This is a genomic window from Rhizobium sp. BK418, from assembly GCF_004341105.1.
Lineage (GTDB): Bacteria > Pseudomonadota > Alphaproteobacteria > Rhizobiales > Rhizobiaceae > Rhizobium.
On record NZ_SLZK01000011.1, the window covers coordinates 101,832 to 123,916 of the forward strand.

Sequence of the window (22,085 nt, forward strand, 5' to 3'; positions counted from 1 at the left end):
GCCGAGACATATCCGGGCAGTTTCAACCAAGTCCGGCCTCGCTGTCGAGAAGGAGCAATCGATGCCTACGAAAAAGGAGCAGCCCATTCTGGTCGATGAAGGCGCAAAGATCGGCGAGCCCGTCCCGCTCGGCATCGTTGACACGAACACCGCATCAATCGGTATTCCGCTGCAATCGGAACTTGACGCTTCAAAGGAAATCAGCGCGCTGCGCAAGGAGCTGAACACGCTTCGCCAGCAGATTGCCGAGGCCGCCGGCGCAGTGAAGGGTGGGGCACGCCAGGCGGCGCGGCAGACCGAGGCGGCGGTCAAACTGTACCCAGTCTCGACACTGGTCACCGTCGCCGCAATCGTTGGCGTGTGTGCGTTTGCGTTCGCTGGCCAAAAGGCTGCGCCGTCGCGTTCGCGGTACGACCGGGCGCTCGACGACCTTCGCGATCTGTACGCCAGGCTGCGTGACCGCTTCTGATCGAATTTTCGGTCACGGTTGTCTCGTCGGCTTCATCTTCAGGCCCGCCAATCAGATGTTGGAGCCGACAATCCGTACAAGCCTTCTGATTGACAATCCCGCCTCAGGCCGCTGGGCCGTAAGGCGTCAGCAGACGCTCGAGCGTGACGGGCCGCAGGCCGCGCGCGTCGACGCCGACGTCGAACTGGCGGGGGAGGGGCTTTAGTCGGCCGTGCGAATGTCCGTGCAGGTTGATGGACTTCTTGCTCATCTGGTTCCAGGTCCGGAACGCGTAATGGCATAGGATGAGATGGTGTCCGTCCTGGCGCAGTTCCGCATAGTACTGCACGCTCTCCCATCCCGGTGAGTCAGTCGTCGTGCGCGTGTCGTTGTTGCCGATGATCAAGTGCTTCCGGCCGTTCAGCCGGGAGAGCAACGCCCCGCAGTCGGCCGCTTTTGCCGACATGAAGTCTCCGAGATGCCAGACCTCATCCTCGGGGCCAACCGTCTCGTTCCAAATTCGGATCAGGGCGTCGTCATGGTCGATCATTCTGGAAAACGGGCGCTTGTCGAGGCGCAGGACGCGCAAATCGCCGAAATGTGTATCGCTCGTATAATAGTTCATCTGACATATCTGGTGCTTCACGCTCGAACGTCCACGACTTGGCGGTCATCGAAGTCGGCTCGACATTGCGACTTCAGACGCCCGCAGAGGCGGGGCGGAAATTCCGCCCCGATCGGATCGCCAGGTGCGCCAAGATTGAAGAGCCTTGCGCCCAAAAATGCGGGAAGGACAAAGTGACCTCGTGGTACCGATCGTGATGCGGGCTTGGCGACCGCCGCAGCTAGCCGGACAATTGTCGGCCGGCCTCGAGACCGGAGCTCGGCAATCCGCGACCCTGCCTGGGAAAGCGCAGCGTGTCGCTCAACCGCCGAATGTCGGTATGGATACCTGGACCTGGCCGCATTGCGGCAGGTCCAGGCTCGCTTGCGTGGGACGGAACTCCCAGACGCTTTTGAACACGATTCGCCGTTAGCCTGCAGGCTTTGTCCGAAAACGTACCGACTGACGCTATCGGCGAAGGGTTGCTGTCCTGAGCACATGATCGGCAGGCGAGATGGCCGGTGCGAGCGCGGGGAATGCGAGGGCGACCGCTGCGCACGTTGACGCCGTTATCTAAATCTACTCGACGTCAAGCATCCCGCTTGAAGGGGGCGGATAAGCGACGTCGCAAGAACCGACCGCCTTGGCTTCCCAGAATTTCTTTTCAGGTTGAGCTGGAACCAAAGCAGATGTTTCGAGGTTCGTTGATCGACGCGGCGCCTTGACCTCCCGCAAGGCGAGATCGCCCCTCTCGATCGCTGCGTCGCGTTGTGAAGAATGCCTCCGGCACGGTCTCCCCCAGTCGGAGGCATTTTTATGGTTCGGGAAGAGGAAATATGTGGGTCATCAGTTGGTGAGCTGACATCCGGCTCCTGTACGAACCCCAAACCGGAAGAATTGGCGTCGCCGATATGCGAGCGCTCGTGATTAGGTCAAGCGGCGACGACCCGAAAAATATCCACAAACTCGCAGCGACCGTATTGTGAGGGTCTCCGCAAAAACAGGCATCACGAGAGAAGGGCGAGGTGCTTAGGAGCGGCTTTCATTTCTGTTGCGGCGTCGTGAGCCCATGGACCCCGTACGGTAGCAGACCGGATCCTTTTATTCGCTGACAAGTTTCCTCGCCTTTGAAGGAGCGGCGGTGACGGATGCCTGTCTGAGGAGAGCGCTATGACGAACGAGGACCCGTACGGATCAGCCAAGGCCACGACCGAATACGAGGCGCAGGGAAAGCGCGGGGCGCGAGCCGGAAAAGCCCTCTCCGGTTGGGCAGTTTTCGTGGCGGCCATCTTCGTTGGAACAATCCTCGCTTGGGTCGCGCTCCACGAGGGCGTCGAGACGAACCCTGCACCGGGTCCAACCGATGATGGGATTCGCTCGGGGCGCGGAGCAGCTCAGAACTGAACCGACCAGATCAACTTGCGGGCTTGTCACCGCTTCTGCGCAGAGGGTTCTGCAAATTGCGAAGTAGCTTGCCGATCTTTTTCCGGTTCTGACCACCAAGAACGCGCAATAGCGCCTTCAAAGATTTCACTCGTCATATGGTCTTCTCCTTGCTTTTGAGCGCGAGCCTGACACGCCCGGTGGATGTGTCGTCGAATGCTTGCCGCCGTCGAAAATCGCGCCTGAACCAGGTCGCTCGCGGTGAGATACCGTGATTGAAGCGGGCCGGCACCGCCTATCCTTGGCTCTGCTTTGGCAGGGTCCCCTTTGCTGTATTATCTTCCACCAGGTGCCAGGCAACGTGTCGCCGCATGCACAATCCGGGCGCGGGGCTCTGCCATCCGCGCGCCGCGCTGTCAGCTCATGTCTATGGAAAATCACTAAGCTATAGCTCCCAATGCGCAATCTTTGCCGCAAGGAGTGCTCCGGTACGTTACCGCACACGGAAGCATCATTGCGGAACCAAGCCGGCGCCCAACCATTGCGTGAGACCAGCATCAGAAGAGGATAGTACTATGGTCACGACGGTCGGCGAGGAAGCCAGCATCGAAAAGCTAGTCACGAATCTAATCTACCTTGAGCATGACGCGATCGCCGCCTACGAGTCCTGCATCAATCGTCTCGACAATAAGGAACTCAGCGCGCAAATTGCAACGTTCAAACAGGACCATCTGCAACACCTTAGGGTTCTGACGGAGATGGCTCGGGAACTGGGTGTCGAGATACCCTCCGAAGGCGATATGAAGCAGATGCTGACGACAGGCAAGATCGCACTTGCAGATATGTGGGGCGATGCCGCAATCCTCAAGGCGATGAAGACGAACGAGGACGACACGGTCACCGCCTATCACCGCGCGATCCGGCACGAGGATGCGATCCCGGCGTCGAAGGCTTTCTTCATGAAGGCCCACCAGGATGAGGAACGCCACCGCGCCTGGATGAGCACAACCGCAGATACGCTGTCTTGATGGCACCAGCCCCCCGCCACTCGTAAGGCTGCCACGCGTATCGAGATCGCCGGTGACGGCGACCTGATCGTCGTCGTCATGACGACCTGCTAGCTCGGCCATAGTGGCAAGCGCGACTTTGGGGTCGAGCTTGCCATCGTGTGACGACATTTGAAATGCAGTGGCGGTGAATTCGGGTTACCTGTCGGAGGAGGAAACCTGGAGTTGTCCGCTGACACGCGCGTCGTTCAGCAAGCTGCCTTTGAGCATGGCCTGGGTGACCTTGCCGTTGCGATAGGCCTCGATGACTTCACGATGGTCTTCTTCAAGCTCGACGACCGAGACCGGCTCAACAATTCCGAGCTCCGTCATGAAGCTGCGCAACCAGGTTGATTGTTCTGCCTCAAGATTCGACATGGAAAGGTCCTTTCATCGTCCGCAAGCCGTTTGAGCGAGCCTCGTCACGTGTCGTCGACGACGCCCGTTTCAGGGCGCTCCTCGCCGCTGACTTCCTGGGTCAGCCACGCACCGTTTTCATCCTGGAAGGTGATCTCGGCTCCTTCGCCGGTGAGGCGCTGACGTTTCGCAGCTGCGCGGGCCGCCTGGAGAGCCTCTTCGTGAGATGGAAATGTCTCGGACCAGACGTCAGCGACGCGATAGGCAAATCCCTCGTCATGTTCGTCGACATGATAGATTAACGCCATTGGATCCTCCACGTTGCCTGACCACAACGAACCTCGATGGAGCAAGTTCCTTCATTGCCTTGTTGCCGCGGAGCAAAAAGCGCTGAAGCGTGCTTAGCCCTTGCCATGGCCGCTCACCATCGGCTGATCTTGCAAGGCACTCGCCCCAGTCCGAAGCATCGCGGCGAAGTCGAAAACCGAGCCTTTGCGTCCGCTAGCGTACGGCATCCCGCGCGACACAAGCGCGTTATGTCCTTCTGAAGAAGGAGGCGACCATGCCAGATACAGAGATCGCGCGGAAGAGAAACGTCATGAACGCCGAGCAGAGGATGGACGTCCTGGAACGGACAAGCCAGGCGGCACGGGAGGCACTGGAAGAAGAGCGACGACAGCGCGATGCCAAGACTGCCAGACTTCGCCTGGCGCGCATGCAGGCTGAAGCGCGAACCCGCCAGCTCTAAGAGCCTTCGCTGACTGCAGCGCCCTTCGATATCGGCCAAATACGGTGGATCGCCAGATGACTCATGTGCCCGCTGCGACGCCGCCTGCCCCTAAAGGGATCTCAATCGATGTCTACGAGTTACCGGCAGATGAACCACATTGTCAGCGACCTCGATGCCATGGCCGCGGAGGCAGAACTTGCCTCTGGTCTCACCTACATCTCCGGACTTGAAACGGGCATCACCCGGCAAAAGCGGGGTGACGGCTTCGACTACTACCTGGTAGACGGCAGGCGCATCACAGAAGCGGCCGAAATCGACCGGCTGAATGCTCTTGCAATCCCGCCCGCCTATGAGAATGTTATTATCTCGACCAATCCTTTTTCGCATCTGCAAGCCGTCGGAACCGATGCCCGCGGGAGGCGTCAATATCGCTATCATCCGCAGTGGCATGCGGAGCGGGGCAAGGCAAAGTTCGATCGCTTGGGCGACTTTGCTCGCCGGCTTCCCGACCTGCGCGCCAGGGTCGATATCGACCTTCGTTCCCGTGGCCTTACCCTGGACAAGGCATTGGCGACGGTCGTCTGGATGCTCGACAATCTTTACATCCGGGTTGGCAACCCGGCCTATGCCAAGACGAACAAGTCCTATGGATTGACTACGCTTCGCAGTCGTCACGTCGTGGTCGACGGCGGTAGCGTGCAGTTTCGGTTCAAAGGCAAATCGGGCAAAGAATGGAACCTCTCGCACGCGGACCGCCGGATTGCCAATGTCGTGCGCAAACTTCAGGAACTGCCCGGTCAAAACCTGTTCCAATACGTGTGCGAGGACGGTGCACGTCGCCAGATCACCTCACATGACGTCAATAGCTACATCAAGGACGTTACTGGTGGGGACTTCAGTTCGCGACAATTCCGGACCTGGGGTGCCACCTGCTTGGCGGTTGAGGCGCTTGCCTCGGTGGAGCCGGCCTCGACGAAGCGCGAGCTCGCCCGCCAGCTGAATCTGGCGATCGATGGTGTCGCCGCAAAGCTCGTAAATACGCGCTCCGTCTGCCGCTCGTCCTACATTCATCCCGCAGTTTTCGAGGACTTTCAGGCCGGCGTATTGGGCGATGTCCTTAGGCTCAGGACACGCAGTACCCGGCTTCTGGAATGGATGGACGTGGACGAAGTTCGGGTGCTGAAATGGCTACGCAAGCGCTCAGCGGGCTGATGGTAATCCTTTGGTCCAGGGCTGGCCGGCTTCCCGAAAAGATCGGACGATGTTGCGCGGGACGGTATCTTGTTTTGCAAGGAAGCGCCAAGATAATTGCTGAGCGATCACAGACACATCGAAATGGCCGTCGCCAAGATCAACAGGGGCGGGTGGACCGCACTCGGCCATACCGAAGCCGCGCCAAGGCCCATGCGCTCCAAGGCCCTTGCGCTCGGTTGGCATCGGCGCGACTTGCGCTCTCGGTCTCGATGAGGCCGCCTCAGCCTATCGCTCGTGGGCTCGCCAGTGGTTGACGGATAAGGCAGGGGGCGACCTTTGCTCACGCCAGTAGTGGCGGGCCGAAGCCCGCCACTACTATTACATCTGTTCGCGTTGCGCGCCGCTGTTTGGAAGTGCCGGGCCGAGCGCCGGTTCAGGACCAAGCGGTTTCATCAAGGCGGTTACGAACTCGCCCTTGCCATCAACCGAGGGTCCTTCCGACCAACGGCCGGGAGCGGGCGTGCTGCCATCCTGATGGAAGCCGAGATAAGCGTAATTGAACTCCTGGTTTTCCTGTTCCTGTGGAAAGCTGTTTGGGATCGGGAAGACGCCCTTGGGTCCGCCAAGCTCCTCGAGGGCCGCCAGCCATTGGTTCTGGTGCATCGTGTCGCGCGCGATCAGAAACGACAGCATCTCTTTCATGCCCCGGTCGCTGGTCAGATTGTAGAGCCGCGTTGCCAGCACGCGTCCCGTCGATTCGGCGGCGACATTGGCCGTCATGTCTGCGGCGATGTTGCCGCTCGCGTAAATATGGGACATATCGAAGGGAACACCGTCCGAATCGACCGGCATCGCCGACAGACCGGCAGACAGTAGGTTCTTCATGTTGAGGCCGCCAAGGACCGCGCTTGCAACCGGATCGGCCGCCACTTCATCCTTGATCGAAACCGGAGCACCTTCAAGGTTGAGGGCAACCGCCGTCGCAAGCATTTCGATATGCCCGAGTTCTTCGGTCGCGGTGTTCATGAGAAGATCGCGGAACTTCGGATCGCCGCGAGCGCCGCACGCCTGGAAGAAATATTGCATGGCGACGCGGATTTCGCCTTCGACGCCGCCGATCGCCTGCTGCAGCGCGCGGGCAAACTGCGGATCCGGCGTTTCGACACGTACTGGGAATTGAAGCTTGTTGTCTGTGTAGAACATCGACATCTCCTGGGGGTTGGCGAGGTCCGGGTAACCAGCCCATCAAGCGATTGTTCCCGCCAACACAAGTCCTTTTGCCGACGATCGATGCCAGAGGCGCACTGGATGTTCCAATGGGCGCCGGGTGCGGCAGACATCATGCCCTCCCGCAAGAGACAGACCGGCAGACAACGCCAGGCTCACGTCTTCAAGGTGGAGCAGCTCGTCGAATCCGCGGGCGCGGGCTAAGCAGGAATCTTGCGGATAGCAGAGAGCCGCGGCGGACCTTTCGGGCTGCCGCTCAAGGATTTACAAACCTCCGCGAACCATCAAGCTTCGCAATGACACCAAGGGGCAATGCAAAAAAGCCGTGGCTCTCGGCGGATCGCTTGCCCTCCGCCGCGTGGATCTGGGCGGGGAGGGTAAATGCGACGGCAACTGGAAGAGGCGTTTGTCCCAAAGCGTACGAAGAAGAAAGGACCGCTTGCAGCCGTTGCGGTAGAGACACATCTACTGGCGTGGCCTCGAAAGCGTCCTCGCGTCACCGCTCGCCAATCGGACCTCGTTCGGCTCCGCCGGTTCCGACACGTGTCGGGGGGCCTCCGGCTGCCACCGCAACGTCTAGCAGATCCCATGATATCGCGCGAACTTCTCGTCGTATTGTTCCATGGCATCGGTGCGTCTGGAGCCCAGATGTTGCCGCTTGCCTCATCCTGGCGTTCGTCCCTTCCAGATGCGAATTTCGTTGCTCCCGCCGCGCCCTTTCCCCATCCGCGGGGCCATCAATGGTTCAATATCGATGGCTATCAACTCCAACCGGAACGCATCGAGGCTGTTCGAGCGGCCTTCGACACCGTGGTCGGCGAAATCGTCGACCGGGAAGGATTTCGCAATGCCCATCATCGCGTCGCCTTCATTGGCGTATCGCAAGGTGCGATCGTCGCCCTTGACGCGGTTGCCACCGGCCGCTGGAGTATCGGCGCTCTCGTCTCGTTTTCCGGTCTTCTTCCGCCCGTGCCCGTCTCTTCGAAGAGCAAGCAGACACCGATCCTCCTCCTGCATGGACAGGCCGATCAGACCATACCGGCGTTTGCCTCGACGATGGCTGCGGCGCGGCTCGGAGCGGCCGGATTGAGCGTCGAACTCGAGGTGGAGGAGGGCGTCGGGCATACAATCTCCACTCGGGCAGCTGCAAAAGCGTTGAGCTTCCTTCACAAATCCTTGGTGCCTAGTGGGATCGAAGAATGACAGCGCGGCCTTGGGCTTGGCAACGCTAGCCAGGCACAGTACGAGACGCGGTCGCGGGAGCTTCATGAGCTCGCACTGCAGCGGCTCGTGTCGCCGGGAGCCGGATCGCTATCAGCGTGTGGCGCGCGGCATCACGCAGTTGGTGAGAAGCTCATGACGAGTCGCGAAGGCGCCGAACAGGCGGAGTAGGTCACGTGTCTGTTTATCGTCGAGTTTGTGGTCGCTCGCGAAACGCTCGACGTCCAAGACTTCGTTGGCCCGACCTGCAACAATGATTTTCGGGTGAAAATGCGTACTCATATGAAAGCGCCCTCCGCATTGCGGCATAGAAACGCCGAAGATCGCGAATCGTTCCGAAAGAAAACCCGCCTACCGAGAGCCACTGCCGCTCACTTTGTCGGTGGCGAGCTCGCGTGTCTGAGAAGGGCCAAGATGCACGTTGCCGTCAGTACGGCCTGCTTGGGCAGCCGGACCCCGCGCTGATCGCGGCAGCGGGCCTTGTTCTAGTCCGACTTTCATAAGGACCGCACTTTGCGAACAAAGGTGGGGCGTGAGCGACAACGTGGGCCGACGCGCACCTCATTGGCTATCGTGTCCTGGAAGCGCGCCAGGTGGTGCAGGCGCCGCGGGCAACGCCTTGTCTGTGCCTTCACGATCGGGCGGCACAATGGGCGCAGTAGGGGCCCTGGAGACATAGAGCCCGCCAATCATGGCCAATATCGCAATCAGGAAAGCCCCGATCATCGCCCCTACCGATCGTCGCGGATCCTGAGTGATCATCCCGACGGCCAGGGCAAGACCAAGCACGGCCGCGCCTCCTGCGACAACGAAAAGCCAGATATGGTTCATGTTCACGCTCCAGTTGTTATCGGCTCAAAACATGTTTGAGGCCCGCTTGTTCCAGGGCGCGCGCTAATCGAGATCGCGAGCTGTGTCGTGAGGGCCTACCGGCCGAGAAGAGGACACGTTCGCAGCTGTAGACGGGCGATCGGACAAGGAACGAATTGGGTTGGCCGAAGTTAAGCTGCGATCCCACCTCGGAGTGAAACGATGGCTGACAACCAGCTGACAAAGGGCAAAGCTCAATACGGGCCGCAAATTCCTCCGGCGCCTTATTCTGAAGTGGCTCGTCCCGATTGCCAACCGGTCGCCGCGGTTGACCAGCCGCAAGAGCAACCGAAATCGCCACTGCCTGACTACACGCTTTTGATGAGACAGGCCCTTGAAGGCCGAGCCTAGGCGGGCTGTGGCCGCCAACCGTTCCTGCCCATCAGGATCCGCCGGAACGGTAGGCGTATGTATCGACTGGAGGTCCAGCATGAGAGAAGCCGTCGGATCGATCCGACGCCTGGCAAGGCAAAAAGGCATCGAACTCATCCGCCCCTCACCCGACGGGCGTGCGGTGCGGGTTTCCGACGAGAACCTGCGCAGGATGCTTGTCGCGCTCGGGGAGAATGTCGATGGCTTCGTCTCTGGGCAGGTCAGCCGGTGTCACGCACCCGCTGATCTTGTCAAGCAACCGGCGTGGGGGCTCAGTCTGCAACTCTACGAGCTGCCTTCAAGCCGCAATTGGGGCATTGGTGACTTCAAGGATCTTTGGACCGTCTGCGCCATAGCCGGTCGTCTTGGCGCCGACTTTGTCGGCCTCAACCCCCTGCACGCCGGTTTCCTTTACGATGCCGGTCGGTGCAGCCCTTATGAGCCTTCCAATCGCAGGTTTCTCAATCCCCTCTATATTGCCGCGGACGAGGTAGGTGGTTTCGTCAGCGACCCTGCTGTAGACACGCAGCTTTCAGAATTGCGCGCAAGTTCGCTCGTAGATTACGAAGCTGTGGCACGCCTGAAGCTCGGTGTTCTTTCCTCGCTCTGGGAAGAGGGTCGAAAAGCCGCCAACCCGGCGTTCGAGAGGTTCGTCAGGGAAGGCGGTGAAAGCCTGCGTCTTCATGCGTTGTTCGAGACGGTGTCACACTATCAGTCAGCGGCCGGTTTGGGCGCCGGCTGGGCCTCTTGGCCCTCGGAGTACCAATCGCCCCACAGCGAGACGGTGAACGCTTTCGCCCGGGATCATCGCGCCGAAGTCGATTTCCATCAATGGCTGCAATGGCTGGCTCACGTGCAGCTATGCGAGGCACAGGAGTGCTGTCGCAAGGCCGGTATGCGGATCGGCCTCTACCTCGATGTTGCTGTCGGGGAAGCGCTCGACGGGTCTGCTACCTGGAGCGAGGGACCCGCCTACGTGCGCGGAGCAGCTATTGGCAACCCTCCCGAGCCCTTCGCCGTTCAGGGACAGGATTGGCGATTGGCGGCCCTGCGGCCCGACAAGATCACGGCCGGCGAACCTTCGCCATTCACCCGCCTCATGAGCGCCTCGATGCAATATGCCGGAGCCATCAGGATCGATCATGCCGCCGCCTTTGCGAGACTTTATCTCGTTCCGACCGATGCGACCCCGGCAGACGGTGCCTATGTTCGCTATCCAACGGATGACATGCTGGAGCAGCTGGCGAGCATCTCCCTCGAGTTCAAATGCCTGGTCATTGGTGAGGACCTTGGAGAGGTCGCAAGCGGATTGCGCGAGGACCTCGCCTCGGCCGGCGTGCTTTCCTATCGCATCCTCTCCTATGAGCAGACAGCCGATGGTCTCGTTCTTCCGCAACACTACCCGCAGCTTGCGCTTGCCTGCGTCTCCACCCACGATCATCAGACCTTCACCGGATGGTGGAAGGGCGCCGACATCGATCTTCGTCTGGAACATGCGCTTGTCTCGGAAGAGACAACGCTCCAACATCGAGAGACCCGGACCGAGGAGCGCAAGCGGGTCCTCGAGGCTTTTGCAGCATTGGGTCTCGCCCGACCAGATCGAAAGCCGGGCACCCACAAGCCGGAACAGCTGGCCGTGGCGGCACATGAATTCGTTGCCATGACGCCATCAATGCTTGTCTCCGTTCGTCTGGCGGACCTGACGGACGAGCAGAAGCCGACTAATATTCCTGGCACCGACAAGAGCTATCCAAACTGGAGGCCGAAGCTCTCGTCGGATCTGGAGGCTCTGGAAAAACATCCGGTCGTTCGCCGTGTTGCAGCAATTATGAACCGCTATCGTGCGCGCCATCCGGCAGTTGTCGGGACGCCCTGACTATTCGCAGCTCTTGCATCGGTTTGGTTTCGATGCTGCTTTTCCTTTTCTCCTGGCCAAGGCTTCTGCCCTCGCAGACCCTTCGTTTGATGCACAGAACCGAGCGGGCCCTCTGGCCTGTGGCTCAACGGTACGGGCGCCATCCATCTCGTCAAGGAGCCAGCTGCAGTGTGTCGGCAGCCGCCTCGCCCTTCACATCAGGTTCGGACCTCGATGGGACATGTGTACGCTAGCGCACCCTCGAAGGTGTCGGGGAACCAGTCACGACGACGCAGGTTCGAGGGCGAGATGACAGGAGAGCGGCAATGCATGCGCCAGATTGGATGACGATTTTTTCTGTAGCCACTTTAGCAAGTTGGATGGCTGCCGGAGCGATGGCGATATTCGGCGTCCACGAAAGCGTGAGGCATCCGGCCGCGACCCATGCGGCCGAACTGCTGATGGCTGGTTTCATGGTCATCGGTGCGACCTCTATCACCCTCGTCATCCTGATGTCGGCGCTGTCGTGACAAGTGTCAGCCCCCGTATCGCGCCCGTCTTTCCCTTCTTCGCCGGATTCTGCCTTGGCGTCGGTATCGGCGGATTTTTCGACGGCGTCGTCTTCCACCAGCTTTTGCAATGGCACCATCTGTTCAGTTCCTGGTATCCGATCACGTCGTTCGAGAACCTGCGGTTCAACATATTGTGGGACGGCGTGTTTCATTCTGCGGCCTATCTGTTCATCCTGGGCGGGCTTTTCCGCTTATGGCGTGCGGCGCGCCTTGTTCACTTCAGGTGGTCGACGCGGTGCCTGGCAGCCTCCATGTTGACGGGATTTGGAACCTTCAACCTGATCGAGGGCCTTGTCGATCATCAGTTGCTGGGGATCCATCATGTCAATGAAACCGTCGCTCGAACCCACTGGCTCTACTGGGATGTCGGCTTTCTGGCCTGGGGCGCAGCGATGCTGCTGATCGGCCTGTTGCTGTGGAGGCGCACGCATGCGTGACATCAGAGCGGCTCTGTTGAAGGAAATAGTGACAGCGTCTATTTGGGCCGCGTTCGGCCTCGGCGTTCTTTTCGCCACGCGACCAGTTTGGTCTCAGCTTCTTTTTGCAGAAACGGGCGCGCTTACCGATCAGGTCGCCATTCGTTGCCTCGGGCTTTAGCCGTCGACCCACTATCGCTCGGTCGCCAGCCACCGCGCTGTCGACATTGACGCCAGCCAAGGGCCGCCTGCCTTATCGTTCGATCGTGCCGTTGCGCCGGATCTTTCTCTGCAGAAGCAGAATGCCGTAAAGCAGCGCCTCGGCCGTCGGCGGACAGCCGGGGACGTAGATGTCGACGGGGACGACGCGGTCGCAGCCGCGTACGACCGAGTAGGAGTAGTGATAATAGCCGCCGCCGTTGGCGCAGGAGCCCATGGAAATGACATAGCGGGGCTCCGGCATCTGGTCGTAGACCTTGCGCAGCGCCGGCGCCATCTTGTTGCAGAGCGTGCCGGCGACGATCATTAGATCGGACTGACGCGGGCTGCCGCGGGGTGCGACGCCGAAGCGCTCGACATCGTAGCGCGGCATCGACATCTGCATCATCTCGATGGCGCAGCAGGCGAGCCCGAAGGTCATCCACATCAGCGAGCCGGTTCGTGCCCAGGTGATGAGTTCATCGGTGCTTGTCACCAGAAACCCCTTATCGGCCAGCTCGGCATTTATCATCCCCATTGTCGGATCGTCGCGCCGGCTTTCGCCAGGAAACTGGAACTGTATGGGCGCTGGCTGCGTGTGATGGGGTTCATCTGACATTGTATTTCTCCTGTGTTGGGCACCAGACAGGCTTCGGCGGCAAAAGTTTCAGTCTGGCCGGCGAAAGATTGCCCTTCGGGGGAACACGCGCGACCGTCTCAGGTTGGAAGGCGTCAAATGCGGGGTGTTCATGCGTTTTGTTCCTTCACTCGTACACGGCCTTGCGGATTACAGTTCCGGCGCTCTCGTACTCGCAGTGCCTGTCGTCGTTCAGGAGCCGGAGCCCGCACGTCACGTGATGATGATCATTGGCACTCTCGTTCTTCTCAACGCGGTCCTGACCGATTACCGAGCTGGCATTCTGCCCTTTCTGCGGCTTCGCCTTCATCTGCGCATCGAGGCTGTCCTTGGCGCACTCATGATCGCCCTGCCATTCATCGTCACGTTAACCTTGCCCATGGCCATCATGACCTGCCTGTTCGGCGTGACGTTCCTGCTGCTCGCGGCAACCACGGTGCTTCCAGAGCAAGCTTGCGGAAAACGTCGTCGTGACGGTGCGCAGTCGCGGCGGCGATAAGGCAGGATCAATCCGGCTATCGATCAATGCGGCTGGTCGCGAGCGGGCGCACGCGAGGCGATCTCGCTCAGAGACTTCGCAATCGCCAAGGCAAGCCCGGCAGCCGCTACAGCGCGGCCCTCCGGGGTCGTTGAATTGGCAAGGCCATAGCCGTGCCGACGAACGATGGCCAGGGCGCGGTCGAGCGCGAAGAACGGAACAGCCGGGGCATGGACGCTTCCCGCGTCAAACGGCTGATCACTTCCGTGCGTCATCGTGGGTATGGTGGCGATCTCGTTCGCCACCCCCTCCCGACACGTCGCTTCGCCTCTTGCTGTCGGATGCCGCCGGCGGCTTTTTGACCTGGAGCGGCGCCTTGCCGTTTTCATGCGATGCACCCGGTCCGCCCTGGCGAATGGTTGACGGGTTTTTCGATGATGTCGACATGGATCCTCGCTTCATCGGTCCTGCTGATAACCCTGATGGGTCGTGTTGACTTTGCTATTGCCCTGTTGTCCAACCTTGTCCGGGTTTTTCGCCGACGTTTCTACGACCGATCCCTGCCCCATTCGGGTGTGGTCGCCGGGACCCTTGTCGGACCGGTTGCCGGCCGGGACGGGGGGAAGTTTGCTCTTCATGTTATCCTCCTAGTCCGGATCTCGGTTGGCGGCATGATCATGATACTGTTCGGTCTGAACCGCCTTGCCATCGAGGCCGCGCTCGCGAGAGTGCTGCGCCTTGTCCCGGTTGGTCAGGACCATGTTCTCGGGCAACGCGTCCGGCTCAAGATCAGTCATTGCGCCCGACCCGTCTCCCTTGCCCCTGGCGCCGGCACCAATATGTTTGTGATCTGCGTTTGGCATACTATCCTCCTGTTTGGCATTGCCTCACCTGCTTCCAACAACGAGGGTCCGGTGAAGTTCCGGCAACGATCAGCTTTGTGCGGCCATCGCGCCTTTTCCTGTGTGGCGCCTTGAAGTGTCGAAACGAGTTCGACGATCGATCCCATAGATCGGGAGGCGCATCACGCGGTGCCACAGGAGGGCGAGGAGACAAAACCGCGGCGATCTTCCAGAGGGCCATGCGTCGCTATCCCTCCCGCTCTGCCTTTAGGGCCGGCTCGCGGGCTGCGGAGCGAAGCAATGTCACACACCGCGATCGCCCTCGGTTAGTCGACAGTCGTATGGGGAACATCATGGCTTGATCGAGGTTACGACCTTGATGAAAGGAGATTGCTCATGGGAATGACCAAACCGAAGGACGGCGCGCCCGGCACGACCGATCAGTCACCGCGCTGGGAAGGCCCTCAGGAAAACACGCCGAGTGGTTATCTGCCTGCAAAGGATAATCCGGACTTGGCCGAAGATGCCAATGGCGAAACCAACGCAGATCCGCAGGTCAAGAAGATCTCCGACGGCTACAAGCAGAAAGGCGAGTGATATGCCTGATGTCAGAAAGGATGCCGAGGGCCAGTTCGCACCGTCCAAGGGTGACCGAAATGCGACGGGCGTCGCCAGTGCCAAGCCAACGGTAATCACCGGCTCGGAAGACGCGACCGCCCACAAGACGCCTCCGCGCGGCAAGCACGTGAAGGAATGGGATCTCGATTACGATCCGTCCAGCTCAAATGAGGGCCGCATGCGTTAAGGCAGACGGCCTCATTCTCCGCCGGCAGTTGCCTTTGACGCGTGACGTCAGGCTGGACATGATTCGAGCGAAGGAGTGTTTTCCATGGCAGATGGCAATCAAGGACCAGACTGGTGGTTCGCATGGGTTGGCGGCACCAATACCAACCTCGGAATGGTTCGTTTCCTCGCCCTTCCTCTTGCCTTCATCGCAATCTTTGGAACGATCATGTGGTTGATCCTACCCACACCCTGATCCATTGCTGCGCACCAGCGGTGCTTCCGCGCCGACGGAAATGTAGCGTCGAGCTGCTCGCCGACGGCGCGCCCGATCCGCGCCTTCCTTGAAATGGAGAGCGTTGATAATCCGCAGGCAGTCCTATAGATGCGCGGACGCGCCTACCTCGCAAGCCGCGGCTGGGCCGTAGGCGCCGTCGGCTATGGATGATCGCGAGATCGTTTCGCGATAACCTCTCTGTGACGGTGGATGGCAGGCTGATCAGACCTTGGCGGTCTTTCCCGACATGCGCAAGGACAGGAACTTCTTCGTCAGCATTGTGACATGGCCATCGAGCCAGCCCGCCATAGCCTCCTCCTCGGCGAGATTGGCCTTCAGACCGGAGACAGCGGCCATGAACCCACCCGATTCCGCCACTGTCAGCAACGATTTGTAAGCGGCAATTTCAAAGTTTTCGAAGGCGAAGTTGGCGAAGGAGTTTTTCAGGATCTCATCACCCGCCACCGTATGGCCAAGGGCGGCCATTGTTCCCGTCACAGACAGAGCCACGTCCTTCAGCGTTGAATGGTCCTCGTCAAGGCCAGTTAGAATCTCCTCGATCCGGCGGATCTGCCCCTGTGTCTCGGTAATGTGCTGGTCGAGCTTCTCGGCCACTTCCGGATAATTTTCGATGCGGCTGAGCTGCGGCTTCATGATACTCAGCGCCTGGTTTTCCATCGCATGGGCGTTGCGCAGCCCGACGATGAAAACGCTGCGGGTCTCGTTGTCTGCCATCGATTTTCCTTTCTCGAGTTCAGCCCTTACAGGGTGTTTCTGCGCCTCGAACCTGACCATGGCCCGGTTGTTCCCAAACCCTTAACAGGCCTCAACGAGCGTCCGATACCGTACCAAAAGAGGGAGCAGCTGGGCCGGACTTGGAGGAGACGGCAGTCTAGCCGATCACCCGGGGCCCGGGTCCTGAGATTGGTTCGAGGCGACAGAGAAAGGTCTGCGACGCGCTTGGCCTGACGGCGTTGAAAATGGCCGGCTTGCCGGGCGGCGATGTCCCGGGCAATCGTCTTGACTTGCCGACCCGCCGGCCCGCAATACGGGTGACGGGCCGGGAGAAAATGCACTGCCGCTATCTGGTCAGCAGGCGTTGGCCGCACCGGACTGGGCGGAACTTGTGGGGGCAGGGTTTCCGTTGACGCTGCCTGTCGTACGCTGGCAGTCGTTTGGATCCCCACCCGATGCGCCGGACGTGGTCGTATTGTCCGACGGATTGCCTGCATCCGCCCCGGAGCCCGTCGAATTGCTGCCGGCCGAGTTGCCGCTCATGTTACTGCCGCCCGTCGTGCCATTGCCCGAGCCGCCGCTACTGGTGCCGGATGCACTGCTACCCGACGACGCGCCGCCAGACGTGCCGCTGCCGGCTCCTCCCGAGCCTCCCGAAGACTGGGCCATGGCCGACGTGGCAAGCGTGAGCGCGAGCGCCGATGTTGCAAGGATTTTGAGAATCATGACTATCACCTTTGGTTGGTCATTGTTGCAGCGAGTAATCAGTTCTCGTTGCAGGGCGCTAACCACCGCCGGCCGCCGGGGTTCCTACGATACAGGCCACCTTGCATGTTTGTCCTCCACCGTACGGAAAGCGCCGATCCTGTCAGGGCCGCCTGTGTAAAACGGCAGGGAGCGGCGCACTCGTCCCGGTTTTGCCTTCGCTTTGAGAACGGTTCCTCAGCGCTTGATGCTTAGTTCTTTCCGAAAAAATCCGGCAGGTATTGACGGTCGACGATGGCCAGGGTCCTGTCGGGGCGAATGATATAGGTTTCTTCAACCCGCCGTCCCCATTCGTCCGTGAAGTCATGGGGGAAAGTCGACCCAATTGGGGAGCGGGTCAGCCTGGTGTGCGGCTGGCCCTTATAGATGATGCTGCCGGGGATCGGAGAAAGTCCTTCGCTCCGGATGTTGGAAGAGGTGCAGCCTGCCAGCAGGCCGAAGCATAGGACACTGGTCGCAATGAATCTCATGATGAGTTCCTGACGTCGAAGAGCAGCTTGGCGGGAAAGGCGGAGGGGCAACCGAGCGCCGCCCCAGGGATGCGGTAACGTCTTCCGTCGGGCGGTTGGCGGCGGTGGGGCTTGTCGCTTTATTCCACGCTCGCGCATGCTCCGGATTGCGCCCTGCCCATGATGGGAGATCGGGTCTTTGCGCTGCCCCTGCAGTTGAGTCAAGGCTCCAGCTTGTTCAACCGGAGCCGTGACCGCTAGATCATCATTTCGCCGCCGGTGACCGGGATGACAGCACCTGTCATATAGCTGCCGAGGTCACTCGCCAGAAGCACATAGGCGCCCGCCAGTTCGGCAGGCTGGCCGGCGCGGCCGATCAGCGTTTGCTCGCCGAATTTCGCCGCCTTTTCCGCCGGCATCGTCGAGGGGATGAGCGGGGTCCAGATAGGACCCGGGGCCACAGCATTGACCCTGATCCCCTTGTCGGCGACCATTTCAGCCAGGCCGGCCGTGAAATTCAGGACTGCCCCTTTCGTCGATGCGTAGGCAAGAAGCTGTGGGGAGGGCTGGCGCGACTGGATCGAGGTCGTGTTGATGATAGCGCTTCCCGGTCGCATGTGCGCAACCGCAGCCTTCGACAGAAAGAAGGGGGCATAGATGTTGGTGCGGAAGGTTTCGTCCCACTCCTCAGCAGAGATGTCGCCGATCTGCGCATAGGTGCGCTGGAAGGCGGCGTTGTTGACGAGGATGTCGATTCCTCCCAATCCGCTGACGGCCTTTTCGACCAAAGCCTTGCAATGGTCTTCCGACTTGATGTCGCCGGGTGCAAGTACCGCTTTGCGTCCCGCTTGCTCGACCCACTTGGCTGTGTCGCGGGCGTCCTCATCCTCGTTGAGATAGGAAATGACGACATCGGCGCCTTCGCGGGCGAACGCGATCGCCACGGCTTTGCCAATTCCCGAATCGGCGCCGGTGATCAGCGCGACCTTGCCCTCAAGTTTGCCATTGCCCTTATAGGACCGTTCGCCGTGATCAGGAACGGGCTGCATCTTTGCCGTGCTGCCCGGCGGTTGTTGCTGCTGTTCTGGATAAGGGGGCTTGGGGCGCCGGATTTCTTCTGACATTTGTCGATCTCTCCTGACAGGATTGCGAAAGGTCAAACCGATAGGCCCCGCCATTGTTCCTTCTGTGCACGAGCCGATGCAACATTTCGTGGCAGCCGACTTTCGTAATGTCACAGCGATCTGTTCGGTTCGTCCTTCGATCGTACGAGGAAGGCGTCGTATGCGGCTTTGTTGGGACGGAAGGTTAAAGCCACGCAAACGAGGTTTCAGCCCTCGGCACGGCGCCCGTCCGCTAAAGGGGACCCTGCGTGATCAGCAGCAGGGCGTTAATGGCCAGCGCTGCTGCAAGCAGCAAGGCAAAAAGGCGCGGGTATTCTTCCATCTGTCCGCCGATCTCGGCTGCCCGGACAATGCCGGCATCACTGACGCGACCTGCCAGGCCTTGTTTCAGGGTTGCATCTGCATCATCTGCTCCATCGGCATCATGTTCTGCGCCAGATGATCCATGATCCAGATCGAGCCGAGGACGATCAGGAAGACCACCATCACACCGAAGACCAATGCCAGCACATTGTTGGTATTGTCCGGTCCCGTGGTGATGTGCAGGAAGAACACGAGGTGGACGCCCATCTGCGCGATCGCGAGCACGATCAGCGCAACCGGCACCGCTGGCTTGTAGATGATATCGGCCCCTGAAAGAGCGAAGGCCGCCACGGTCAAAAGAACGGAAAACGCAAGTCCGAGGTTGGCATTGCGGACCCAATGGCCGGCATCCTCGGCGGGTTCATCGCCTGGTGAATGATCATGCTCGCCGTGTGGCCACACACCATGAAGGGGCTGATCGTGTTCCAGGTCGCTCATGGTCCTGCTCCCATCAGATAGACGATTGTGAAGATGCCGATCCAGACAATGTCGAGTGCATGCCAGAAGAGATTGAAGCAGATCAGCCGATGATTGATTTCGGGCCGGAAGCCCTTGACCTGGATCTGCGCCATCATGGTTGCCAGCCACAACCCGCCTGCCGTCACATGTACGCCGTGCAGACCGACCAGGCCGAAGAAGGAGGTCAGCATCGCGCTGCGCTGCGGCGTGATGCCTCGGCTGGCTAGTTCCACGAATTCCTGCAGTTCGAGAAGCACGAAGACGAGCCCGAGCAGGCCAGTCAGAAGAAGCAGCACTTGCGTCCACAGAAGGTTGCGGGCGTTGCTGGCAGCAAAAGACAGCATGCAAGTATAGCTCGACAGGAGGAGCACCGCGGTCTCCCATCCGACACGGGGTATATCGACGATGTCACCGATGCTCGGCCCACCGGCCGTCGCGTTGCGCTGCACCGCGAAGGCTGCGAAGAAACAAGAGAAGATCACGATGTCGCTCAGCAGATAGATCCAGAACCCGTAGCCGACCAGGATTCGCTTGGCCGCCGGGCCGGTGGCCCCTTGTCCAGTGCCGGCAAGTGCATCCCTGGGCCCATGAGCCCTGTGGCCAAGCCGATGTGGATCCTCTTGCACGCGACGCAGCGCTTCGACGCTGGCCGGCAGCCCTGTGTCGCTCATGGCCGAACCTCCTGGCCGCGCAACTGCTCAAGCAAGGCTTCCCGAGCGGCGCGCCGCGCCCGCTCGACACGGGCGACCTCCTCAGCCGGGACTTCGAATTCATGCACGTCACGCCAGGCAAAGACGACGAAGCCGGCAAAGGCGGCGATAAGCGCTGCAATCGCCAGCCACCAGATGAACCAGATCATCGCAAAGCCGAAGATAGTGGAGAAAAATGCCGTGTAGATGCCGACCGGACTGTTGATGGGCATTTCGATCGGGAGGTATTGCGGCTCCGGCGACAGCTGCTGTGTCTCGATCGCTTTCTGCTTAATGCCCCAGTAGGCCTCCTCGCCCTCGACATTGGGCATTACGGCGAAATTGAAGAAGGGCGGAGGCGACGGCGTTGCCCATTCAAGAGAGCGGCCGTCCCATGGATCGCCCGTCACGTCGCGAAGCCTGTCGCGGTCGCGAATGCTGACCACCAGCTGCACCACCTGGCATATGACCCCGAGGATGAGAATGACGATGCCGGCGACCGATACGTAGAGCCAGGGACGCCATTCCTCGAAATTGATATGTTGCAAGCGGCGCGTCATGCCGTCGAGCCCAAGGACGTAAAGTGGCGTGAAGGTGACCCAAAAGCCAAGGAAGGCGCACCAGAAAGCCGCTTTGCCCCAGCCGGCGTGAAGGCGAAAGCCGAAGGCTTTTGGAAACCAGTATTCCATGCCGGCAAAGATGCCGAAGACGACCCCGCCGATGATCACATTGTGAAAATGGGCTACGAGGAACATCGAATTGTGCGTCATGAAGTCGGCGGGGGGCACAGCAAGCAGGACGCCCGTCAGGCCGCCGATGATGAAGGTGAAGATGAAGCCCATCGACCATAACATCGGCACCTCGAAGCGGACCCGTCCACCATACATCGTGAAGATCCAGTTATAGATCTTCACGCCGGTGCCGACGGCGATGATACTCGACGAGATGCCGAAGAAAGTGTTGACGGCTGCGCCGGCTCCCATCGTGAAAAAATGATGCAGCCAGACCAACATCGAGACGACGCAGATGAAAAGCGTCGCGGCGACCATCGAGCGGTAGCCGAACAGCGGTTTGCCTGAAAAGGTGGAAAAGATCTCCGAAAAGATGCCGAATGCCGGGAGCACCAGAATGTACACTTCCGGATGTCCCCATGCCCAGATGAGGTTGACGAACATCATCGGATTGCCGCCGGCGGTGTTGGTGAAATAGTGCCAGCCGACATAGCGGTCGAGGGTGAGCATCGCGAGCGTCGCGGTCAGGATCGGGAAGGCGGCAACGATGAGCAGACAGGAGGCAAGCGCCGTCCAGCAGAAGACCGGCATGCGCAGGTAATCCATGCCGCGGCAGCGCATCTTCAGGACGGTCGTGACGATGTTGACACCGGTGATCAGCGTGCCGACGCCCGATATCTGAACGGCCCAGAGATAATAGTCGACCCCGACGCCGGGACTATAGGTCGTTTGGCTGAGCGGTGGGTAAGGCAGCCAACCGGTGCGGGCAAACTCGCCGATGAAGAGAGACAGATTGACGAGGAGGGCGCCGCTTGCCGTCAGCCAGAAGCCGACCGAATTGAAAGTCGGAAAGGCGACATCGCGTACGCCAAGCTGCAGGGGCACGAGGAAATTCATGAAGCCCAATACGAGGGGCATGGCGCCGAACAAGATCATGATCGTGCCGTGGGCCGAAAAGATCTGGTTATAGTGTTCGGGCGGCAGGTAGCCGGGCGCATTGATGGCGATTGCCTGCTGGGTGCGCATCATGATCGCATCCGCAAAGCCACGGATGAGCATCAGCATGCCCAGCAGACAGTACATGATGCCGATGCGCTTGTGATCGACGCTGGTGATCCATTCGCTCCAAAGATAGGGCCACCATCCTCTTGCCGTGATGAGGACAAGGACGCCGAGGCCGATCAGGATGACGACTGCCGACGTGATCAGCGGAATCGGCTGGGACAGCGGAATTGCCGACACATCGAGCTTTCCGAACAC

The 22,085-nt window shown here is 60.2% G+C and carries 32 protein-coding genes; 14 read left to right on the forward strand and 18 right to left on the reverse strand.

Going from position 1 to position 22,085, the window contains the following annotated elements; translation table 11 throughout:
* Positions 1 to 61: 61 nt before the first annotated feature.
* The gene (locus EV281_RS29240) at positions 62 to 469 is read left to right on the forward strand and encodes a hypothetical protein (protein WP_132658312.1); all 408 of its coding nucleotides are present in this window, start codon (positions 62 to 64) and stop codon (positions 467 to 469) included.
* 103 nt (positions 470 to 572) lie between these two features.
* Here the strand turns inward: EV281_RS29240 and EV281_RS29245 are convergent, their stop codons facing one another.
* A complete protein-coding gene (locus EV281_RS29245; RefSeq protein ID WP_132658231.1) occupies positions 573 to 1,073 on the reverse strand; it encodes a metallophosphoesterase family protein in 501 nt (166 codons plus the stop codon).
* A gap of 1,149 nt (positions 1,074 to 2,222) precedes the next feature.
* Between EV281_RS29245 and EV281_RS29250 the strand changes: the two genes are divergently transcribed.
* Complete coding sequence (locus EV281_RS29250; RefSeq protein ID WP_132658233.1) at positions 2,223 to 2,456, forward strand: hypothetical protein; 234 nt, start codon at positions 2,223 to 2,225, stop codon at positions 2,454 to 2,456.
* 554 nt (positions 2,457 to 3,010) lie between these two features.
* Positions 3,011 to 3,463, forward strand: a complete 453-nt coding sequence (locus tag EV281_RS29255; protein WP_132658235.1) for a ferritin-like domain-containing protein — start codon at positions 3,011 to 3,013, stop codon at positions 3,461 to 3,463.
* A gap of 177 nt (positions 3,464 to 3,640) precedes the next feature.
* Here EV281_RS29255 and EV281_RS29260 read toward each other — a convergent pair whose 3' ends face one another.
* Both EV281_RS29260 and EV281_RS29265 read right to left on the reverse strand, forming a co-directional pair.
* Positions 3,641 to 3,859 (reverse strand): hypothetical protein, encoded by a 219-nt coding sequence (locus EV281_RS29260; RefSeq protein WP_132658236.1) that lies wholly within the window; start codon positions 3,857 to 3,859, stop codon positions 3,641 to 3,643.
* 44 nt (positions 3,860 to 3,903) lie between these two features.
* On the reverse strand, positions 3,904 to 4,146 hold the full coding sequence (locus EV281_RS29265; protein WP_132658238.1) for a DUF2188 domain-containing protein: 243 nt from the start codon (positions 4,144 to 4,146) through the stop codon (positions 3,904 to 3,906).
* A gap of 254 nt (positions 4,147 to 4,400) precedes the next feature.
* Between EV281_RS29265 and EV281_RS29270 the strand changes: the two genes are divergently transcribed.
* Together EV281_RS29270 and EV281_RS29275 are read left to right on the forward strand one after the other, a co-directional pair.
* Complete coding sequence (locus EV281_RS29270) at positions 4,401 to 4,586, forward strand: hypothetical protein (RefSeq protein WP_132658240.1); 186 nt, start codon at positions 4,401 to 4,403, stop codon at positions 4,584 to 4,586.
* A gap of 129 nt (positions 4,587 to 4,715) precedes the next feature.
* Positions 4,716 to 5,780: a DNA topoisomerase IB gene (locus EV281_RS29275; protein ID WP_132658314.1), complete on the forward strand. Its 1,065-nt coding sequence runs from the start codon at positions 4,716 to 4,718 to the stop codon at positions 5,778 to 5,780.
* 360 nt (positions 5,781 to 6,140) lie between these two features.
* Here EV281_RS29275 and EV281_RS29280 read toward each other — a convergent pair whose 3' ends face one another.
* Entirely contained in the window at positions 6,141 to 6,965 is an 825-nt protein-coding gene (locus EV281_RS29280; protein ID WP_132658242.1) for a manganese catalase family protein, read from the reverse strand.
* A gap of 105 nt (positions 6,966 to 7,070) precedes the next feature.
* Between EV281_RS29280 and EV281_RS32025 the strand changes: the two genes are divergently transcribed.
* Positions 7,071 to 7,193 (forward strand): hypothetical protein, encoded by a 123-nt coding sequence (locus EV281_RS32025; protein ID WP_281027822.1) that lies wholly within the window; start codon positions 7,071 to 7,073, stop codon positions 7,191 to 7,193.
* Positions 7,194 to 7,637: 444 nt separating this feature from the next.
* Positions 7,638 to 8,192 carry a prolyl oligopeptidase family serine peptidase gene (locus EV281_RS29285; protein ID WP_245508401.1) on the forward strand — a complete coding sequence of 185 codons (555 nt, stop codon included), beginning with the start codon at positions 7,638 to 7,640 and terminating at the stop codon, positions 8,190 to 8,192.
* Between the two features lie 111 nt (positions 8,193 to 8,303).
* Here the strand turns inward: EV281_RS29285 and EV281_RS29290 are convergent, their stop codons facing one another.
* A complete protein-coding gene (locus EV281_RS29290) occupies positions 8,304 to 8,492 on the reverse strand; it encodes a hypothetical protein (protein ID WP_132658245.1) in 189 nt (62 codons plus the stop codon).
* A gap of 279 nt (positions 8,493 to 8,771) precedes the next feature.
* A complete protein-coding gene (locus EV281_RS29295; protein WP_132658247.1) occupies positions 8,772 to 9,041 on the reverse strand; it encodes a hypothetical protein in 270 nt (89 codons plus the stop codon).
* A 469-nt stretch (positions 9,042 to 9,510) separates the two neighbouring features.
* Here EV281_RS29295 and malQ point away from each other — a divergent pair, with 469 nt between their 5' ends.
* From malQ to EV281_RS29310, 3 genes are all read left to right on the forward strand, one after another.
* Positions 9,511 to 11,328 (forward strand): 4-alpha-glucanotransferase, encoded by a 1,818-nt coding sequence (gene malQ / locus EV281_RS29300; protein WP_132658249.1) that lies wholly within the window; start codon positions 9,511 to 9,513, stop codon positions 11,326 to 11,328.
* A 305-nt stretch (positions 11,329 to 11,633) separates the two neighbouring features.
* Positions 11,634 to 11,837, forward strand: coding sequence for a hypothetical protein (locus EV281_RS29305; protein WP_132658251.1), 204 nt, complete (start codon positions 11,634 to 11,636; stop codon positions 11,835 to 11,837).
* Complete coding sequence (locus EV281_RS29310; RefSeq protein ID WP_132658253.1) at positions 11,834 to 12,316, forward strand: DUF2243 domain-containing protein; 483 nt, start codon at positions 11,834 to 11,836, stop codon at positions 12,314 to 12,316. The genes EV281_RS29305 and EV281_RS29310 overlap by 4 nt, the downstream gene beginning before the upstream one ends.
* Before the next feature lie 232 nt (positions 12,317 to 12,548).
* Here EV281_RS29310 and EV281_RS29315 read toward each other — a convergent pair whose 3' ends face one another.
* Positions 12,549 to 13,112, reverse strand: a complete 564-nt coding sequence (locus EV281_RS29315) for an NADH-quinone oxidoreductase subunit B (RefSeq protein WP_132658255.1) — start codon at positions 13,110 to 13,112, stop codon at positions 12,549 to 12,551.
* Between the two features lie 235 nt (positions 13,113 to 13,347).
* Here EV281_RS29315 and EV281_RS29320 point away from each other — a divergent pair, with 235 nt between their 5' ends.
* Positions 13,348 to 13,629 (forward strand): hypothetical protein, encoded by a 282-nt coding sequence (locus EV281_RS29320; protein ID WP_132658256.1) that lies wholly within the window; start codon positions 13,348 to 13,350, stop codon positions 13,627 to 13,629.
* Positions 13,630 to 13,652: 23 nt separating this feature from the next.
* Here EV281_RS29320 and EV281_RS29325 read toward each other — a convergent pair whose 3' ends face one another.
* From EV281_RS29325 to EV281_RS29340, 4 genes are read right to left on the reverse strand one after another with little or no spacing between them, the layout of a single operon-like run.
* A complete protein-coding gene (locus EV281_RS29325) occupies positions 13,653 to 13,913 on the reverse strand; it encodes a hypothetical protein (protein WP_165911989.1) in 261 nt (86 codons plus the stop codon).
* A complete protein-coding gene (locus EV281_RS31935; protein WP_132658260.1) occupies positions 13,867 to 14,055 on the reverse strand; it encodes a hypothetical protein in 189 nt (62 codons plus the stop codon). Before EV281_RS31935 ends, EV281_RS29325 begins: the two co-directional genes overlap by 47 nt.
* Before the next feature lie 11 nt (positions 14,056 to 14,066).
* On the reverse strand, positions 14,067 to 14,246 hold the full coding sequence (locus EV281_RS29335) for a hypothetical protein (protein ID WP_132658262.1): 180 nt from the start codon (positions 14,244 to 14,246) through the stop codon (positions 14,067 to 14,069).
* A gap of 9 nt (positions 14,247 to 14,255) precedes the next feature.
* Positions 14,256 to 14,471: a hypothetical protein gene (locus EV281_RS29340; protein ID WP_132658264.1), complete on the reverse strand. Its 216-nt coding sequence runs from the start codon at positions 14,469 to 14,471 to the stop codon at positions 14,256 to 14,258.
* 375 nt (positions 14,472 to 14,846) lie between these two features.
* Here EV281_RS29340 and EV281_RS29345 point away from each other — a divergent pair, with 375 nt between their 5' ends.
* The 3 genes from EV281_RS29345 (at position 14,847) to EV281_RS31345 (ending at position 15,489) form a co-directional block, all read left to right on the forward strand.
* Positions 14,847 to 15,047 (forward strand): hypothetical protein, encoded by a 201-nt coding sequence (locus tag EV281_RS29345; RefSeq protein WP_132658265.1) that lies wholly within the window; start codon positions 14,847 to 14,849, stop codon positions 15,045 to 15,047.
* A 1-nt stretch (position 15,048) separates the two neighbouring features.
* Positions 15,049 to 15,255 carry a hypothetical protein gene (locus EV281_RS29350; protein WP_132658267.1) on the forward strand — a complete coding sequence of 69 codons (207 nt, stop codon included), beginning with the start codon at positions 15,049 to 15,051 and terminating at the stop codon, positions 15,253 to 15,255.
* Positions 15,256 to 15,339: 84 nt separating this feature from the next.
* Positions 15,340 to 15,489: a hypothetical protein gene (locus EV281_RS31345; protein ID WP_165911990.1), complete on the forward strand. Its 150-nt coding sequence runs from the start codon at positions 15,340 to 15,342 to the stop codon at positions 15,487 to 15,489.
* A 243-nt stretch (positions 15,490 to 15,732) separates the two neighbouring features.
* Here the strand turns inward: EV281_RS31345 and EV281_RS29355 are convergent, their stop codons facing one another.
* The 7 genes from EV281_RS29355 to EV281_RS29385 all read right to left on the reverse strand — a co-directional run bounded on the left by EV281_RS29355 (position 15,733) and on the right by EV281_RS29385 (position 22,085).
* Positions 15,733 to 16,245, reverse strand: coding sequence for a ferritin-like domain-containing protein (locus tag EV281_RS29355; RefSeq protein ID WP_132658268.1), 513 nt, complete (start codon positions 16,243 to 16,245; stop codon positions 15,733 to 15,735).
* Positions 16,246 to 16,599: 354 nt separating this feature from the next.
* On the reverse strand, positions 16,600 to 16,971 hold the full coding sequence (locus EV281_RS29360) for an oxidoreductase (RefSeq protein WP_132658270.1): 372 nt from the start codon (positions 16,969 to 16,971) through the stop codon (positions 16,600 to 16,602).
* A 230-nt stretch (positions 16,972 to 17,201) separates the two neighbouring features.
* Positions 17,202 to 17,480 carry a hypothetical protein gene (locus tag EV281_RS29365; protein ID WP_132658272.1) on the reverse strand — a complete coding sequence of 93 codons (279 nt, stop codon included), beginning with the start codon at positions 17,478 to 17,480 and terminating at the stop codon, positions 17,202 to 17,204.
* A gap of 236 nt (positions 17,481 to 17,716) precedes the next feature.
* Positions 17,717 to 18,583: an SDR family oxidoreductase gene (locus EV281_RS29370; protein ID WP_165911991.1), complete on the reverse strand. Its 867-nt coding sequence runs from the start codon at positions 18,581 to 18,583 to the stop codon at positions 17,717 to 17,719.
* 387 nt (positions 18,584 to 18,970) lie between these two features.
* A complete protein-coding gene (cyoD, locus tag EV281_RS29375; RefSeq protein WP_132658274.1) occupies positions 18,971 to 19,384 on the reverse strand; it encodes a cytochrome o ubiquinol oxidase subunit IV in 414 nt (137 codons plus the stop codon).
* A complete protein-coding gene (locus EV281_RS29380; protein WP_132658276.1) occupies positions 19,381 to 20,076 on the reverse strand; it encodes a cytochrome c oxidase subunit 3 in 696 nt (231 codons plus the stop codon). Before EV281_RS29380 ends, cyoD begins: the two co-directional genes overlap by 4 nt.
* Positions 20,073 to 22,085, reverse strand: coding sequence for a cbb3-type cytochrome c oxidase subunit I (locus tag EV281_RS29385; RefSeq protein ID WP_132658317.1), 2,013 nt, complete (start codon positions 22,083 to 22,085; stop codon positions 20,073 to 20,075). Before EV281_RS29385 ends, EV281_RS29380 begins: the two co-directional genes overlap by 4 nt.

Coding starts and splice junctions, on each gene's coding strand:
- EV281_RS29240 (WP_132658312.1), top strand. CDS start 62: ATGCCTACGAAAAAGGAGCAGCCCATTCTGGTCGATGAAGGCGCAAAG.
- EV281_RS29245 (WP_132658231.1), bottom strand. CDS start 1,073: ATGAACTATTATACGAGCGATACACATTTCGGCGATTTGCGCGTCCTG.
- EV281_RS29250 (WP_132658233.1), top strand. CDS start 2,223: ATGACGAACGAGGACCCGTACGGATCAGCCAAGGCCACGACCGAATAC.
- EV281_RS29255 (WP_132658235.1), top strand. CDS start 3,011: ATGGTCACGACGGTCGGCGAGGAAGCCAGCATCGAAAAGCTAGTCACG.
- EV281_RS29260 (WP_132658236.1), bottom strand. CDS start 3,859: ATGTCGAATCTTGAGGCAGAACAATCAACCTGGTTGCGCAGCTTCATG.
- EV281_RS29265 (WP_132658238.1), bottom strand. CDS start 4,146: ATGGCGTTAATCTATCATGTCGACGAACATGACGAGGGATTTGCCTAT.
- EV281_RS29270 (WP_132658240.1), top strand. CDS start 4,401: ATGCCAGATACAGAGATCGCGCGGAAGAGAAACGTCATGAACGCCGAG.
- EV281_RS29275 (WP_132658314.1), top strand. CDS start 4,716: ATGAACCACATTGTCAGCGACCTCGATGCCATGGCCGCGGAGGCAGAA.
- EV281_RS29280 (WP_132658242.1), bottom strand. CDS start 6,965: ATGTTCTACACAGACAACAAGCTTCAATTCCCAGTACGTGTCGAAACG.
- EV281_RS32025 (WP_281027822.1), top strand. CDS start 7,071: ATGTTCCAATGGGCGCCGGGTGCGGCAGACATCATGCCCTCCCGCAAG.
- EV281_RS29285 (WP_245508401.1), top strand. CDS start 7,638: ATGTTGCCGCTTGCCTCATCCTGGCGTTCGTCCCTTCCAGATGCGAAT.
- EV281_RS29290 (WP_132658245.1), bottom strand. CDS start 8,492: ATGAGTACGCATTTTCACCCGAAAATCATTGTTGCAGGTCGGGCCAAC.
- EV281_RS29295 (WP_132658247.1), bottom strand. CDS start 9,041: ATGAACCATATCTGGCTTTTCGTTGTCGCAGGAGGCGCGGCCGTGCTT.
- malQ (WP_132658249.1), top strand. CDS start 9,511: ATGAGAGAAGCCGTCGGATCGATCCGACGCCTGGCAAGGCAAAAAGGC.
- EV281_RS29305 (WP_132658251.1), top strand. CDS start 11,634: ATGCATGCGCCAGATTGGATGACGATTTTTTCTGTAGCCACTTTAGCA.
- EV281_RS29315 (WP_132658255.1), bottom strand. CDS start 13,112: ATGTCAGATGAACCCCATCACACGCAGCCAGCGCCCATACAGTTCCAG.
- EV281_RS31935 (WP_132658260.1), bottom strand. CDS start 14,055: ATGTCGACATCATCGAAAAACCCGTCAACCATTCGCCAGGGCGGACCG.
- EV281_RS29335 (WP_132658262.1), bottom strand. CDS start 14,246: ATGAAGAGCAAACTTCCCCCCGTCCCGGCCGGCAACCGGTCCGACAAG.
- EV281_RS29340 (WP_132658264.1), bottom strand. CDS start 14,471: ATGCCAAACGCAGATCACAAACATATTGGTGCCGGCGCCAGGGGCAAG.
- EV281_RS29345 (WP_132658265.1), top strand. CDS start 14,847: ATGGGAATGACCAAACCGAAGGACGGCGCGCCCGGCACGACCGATCAG.
- EV281_RS29350 (WP_132658267.1), top strand. CDS start 15,049: ATGCCTGATGTCAGAAAGGATGCCGAGGGCCAGTTCGCACCGTCCAAG.
- EV281_RS31345 (WP_165911990.1), top strand. CDS start 15,340: ATGGCAGATGGCAATCAAGGACCAGACTGGTGGTTCGCATGGGTTGGC.
- EV281_RS29355 (WP_132658268.1), bottom strand. CDS start 16,245: ATGGCAGACAACGAGACCCGCAGCGTTTTCATCGTCGGGCTGCGCAAC.
- EV281_RS29360 (WP_132658270.1), bottom strand. CDS start 16,971: ATGATTCTCAAAATCCTTGCAACATCGGCGCTCGCGCTCACGCTTGCC.
- EV281_RS29365 (WP_132658272.1), bottom strand. CDS start 17,480: ATGAGATTCATTGCGACCAGTGTCCTATGCTTCGGCCTGCTGGCAGGC.
- EV281_RS29370 (WP_165911991.1), bottom strand. CDS start 18,583: ATGTCAGAAGAAATCCGGCGCCCCAAGCCCCCTTATCCAGAACAGCAG.
- cyoD (WP_132658274.1), bottom strand. CDS start 19,384: ATGAGCGACCTGGAACACGATCAGCCCCTTCATGGTGTGTGGCCACAC.
- EV281_RS29380 (WP_132658276.1), bottom strand. CDS start 20,076: ATGAGCGACACAGGGCTGCCGGCCAGCGTCGAAGCGCTGCGTCGCGTG.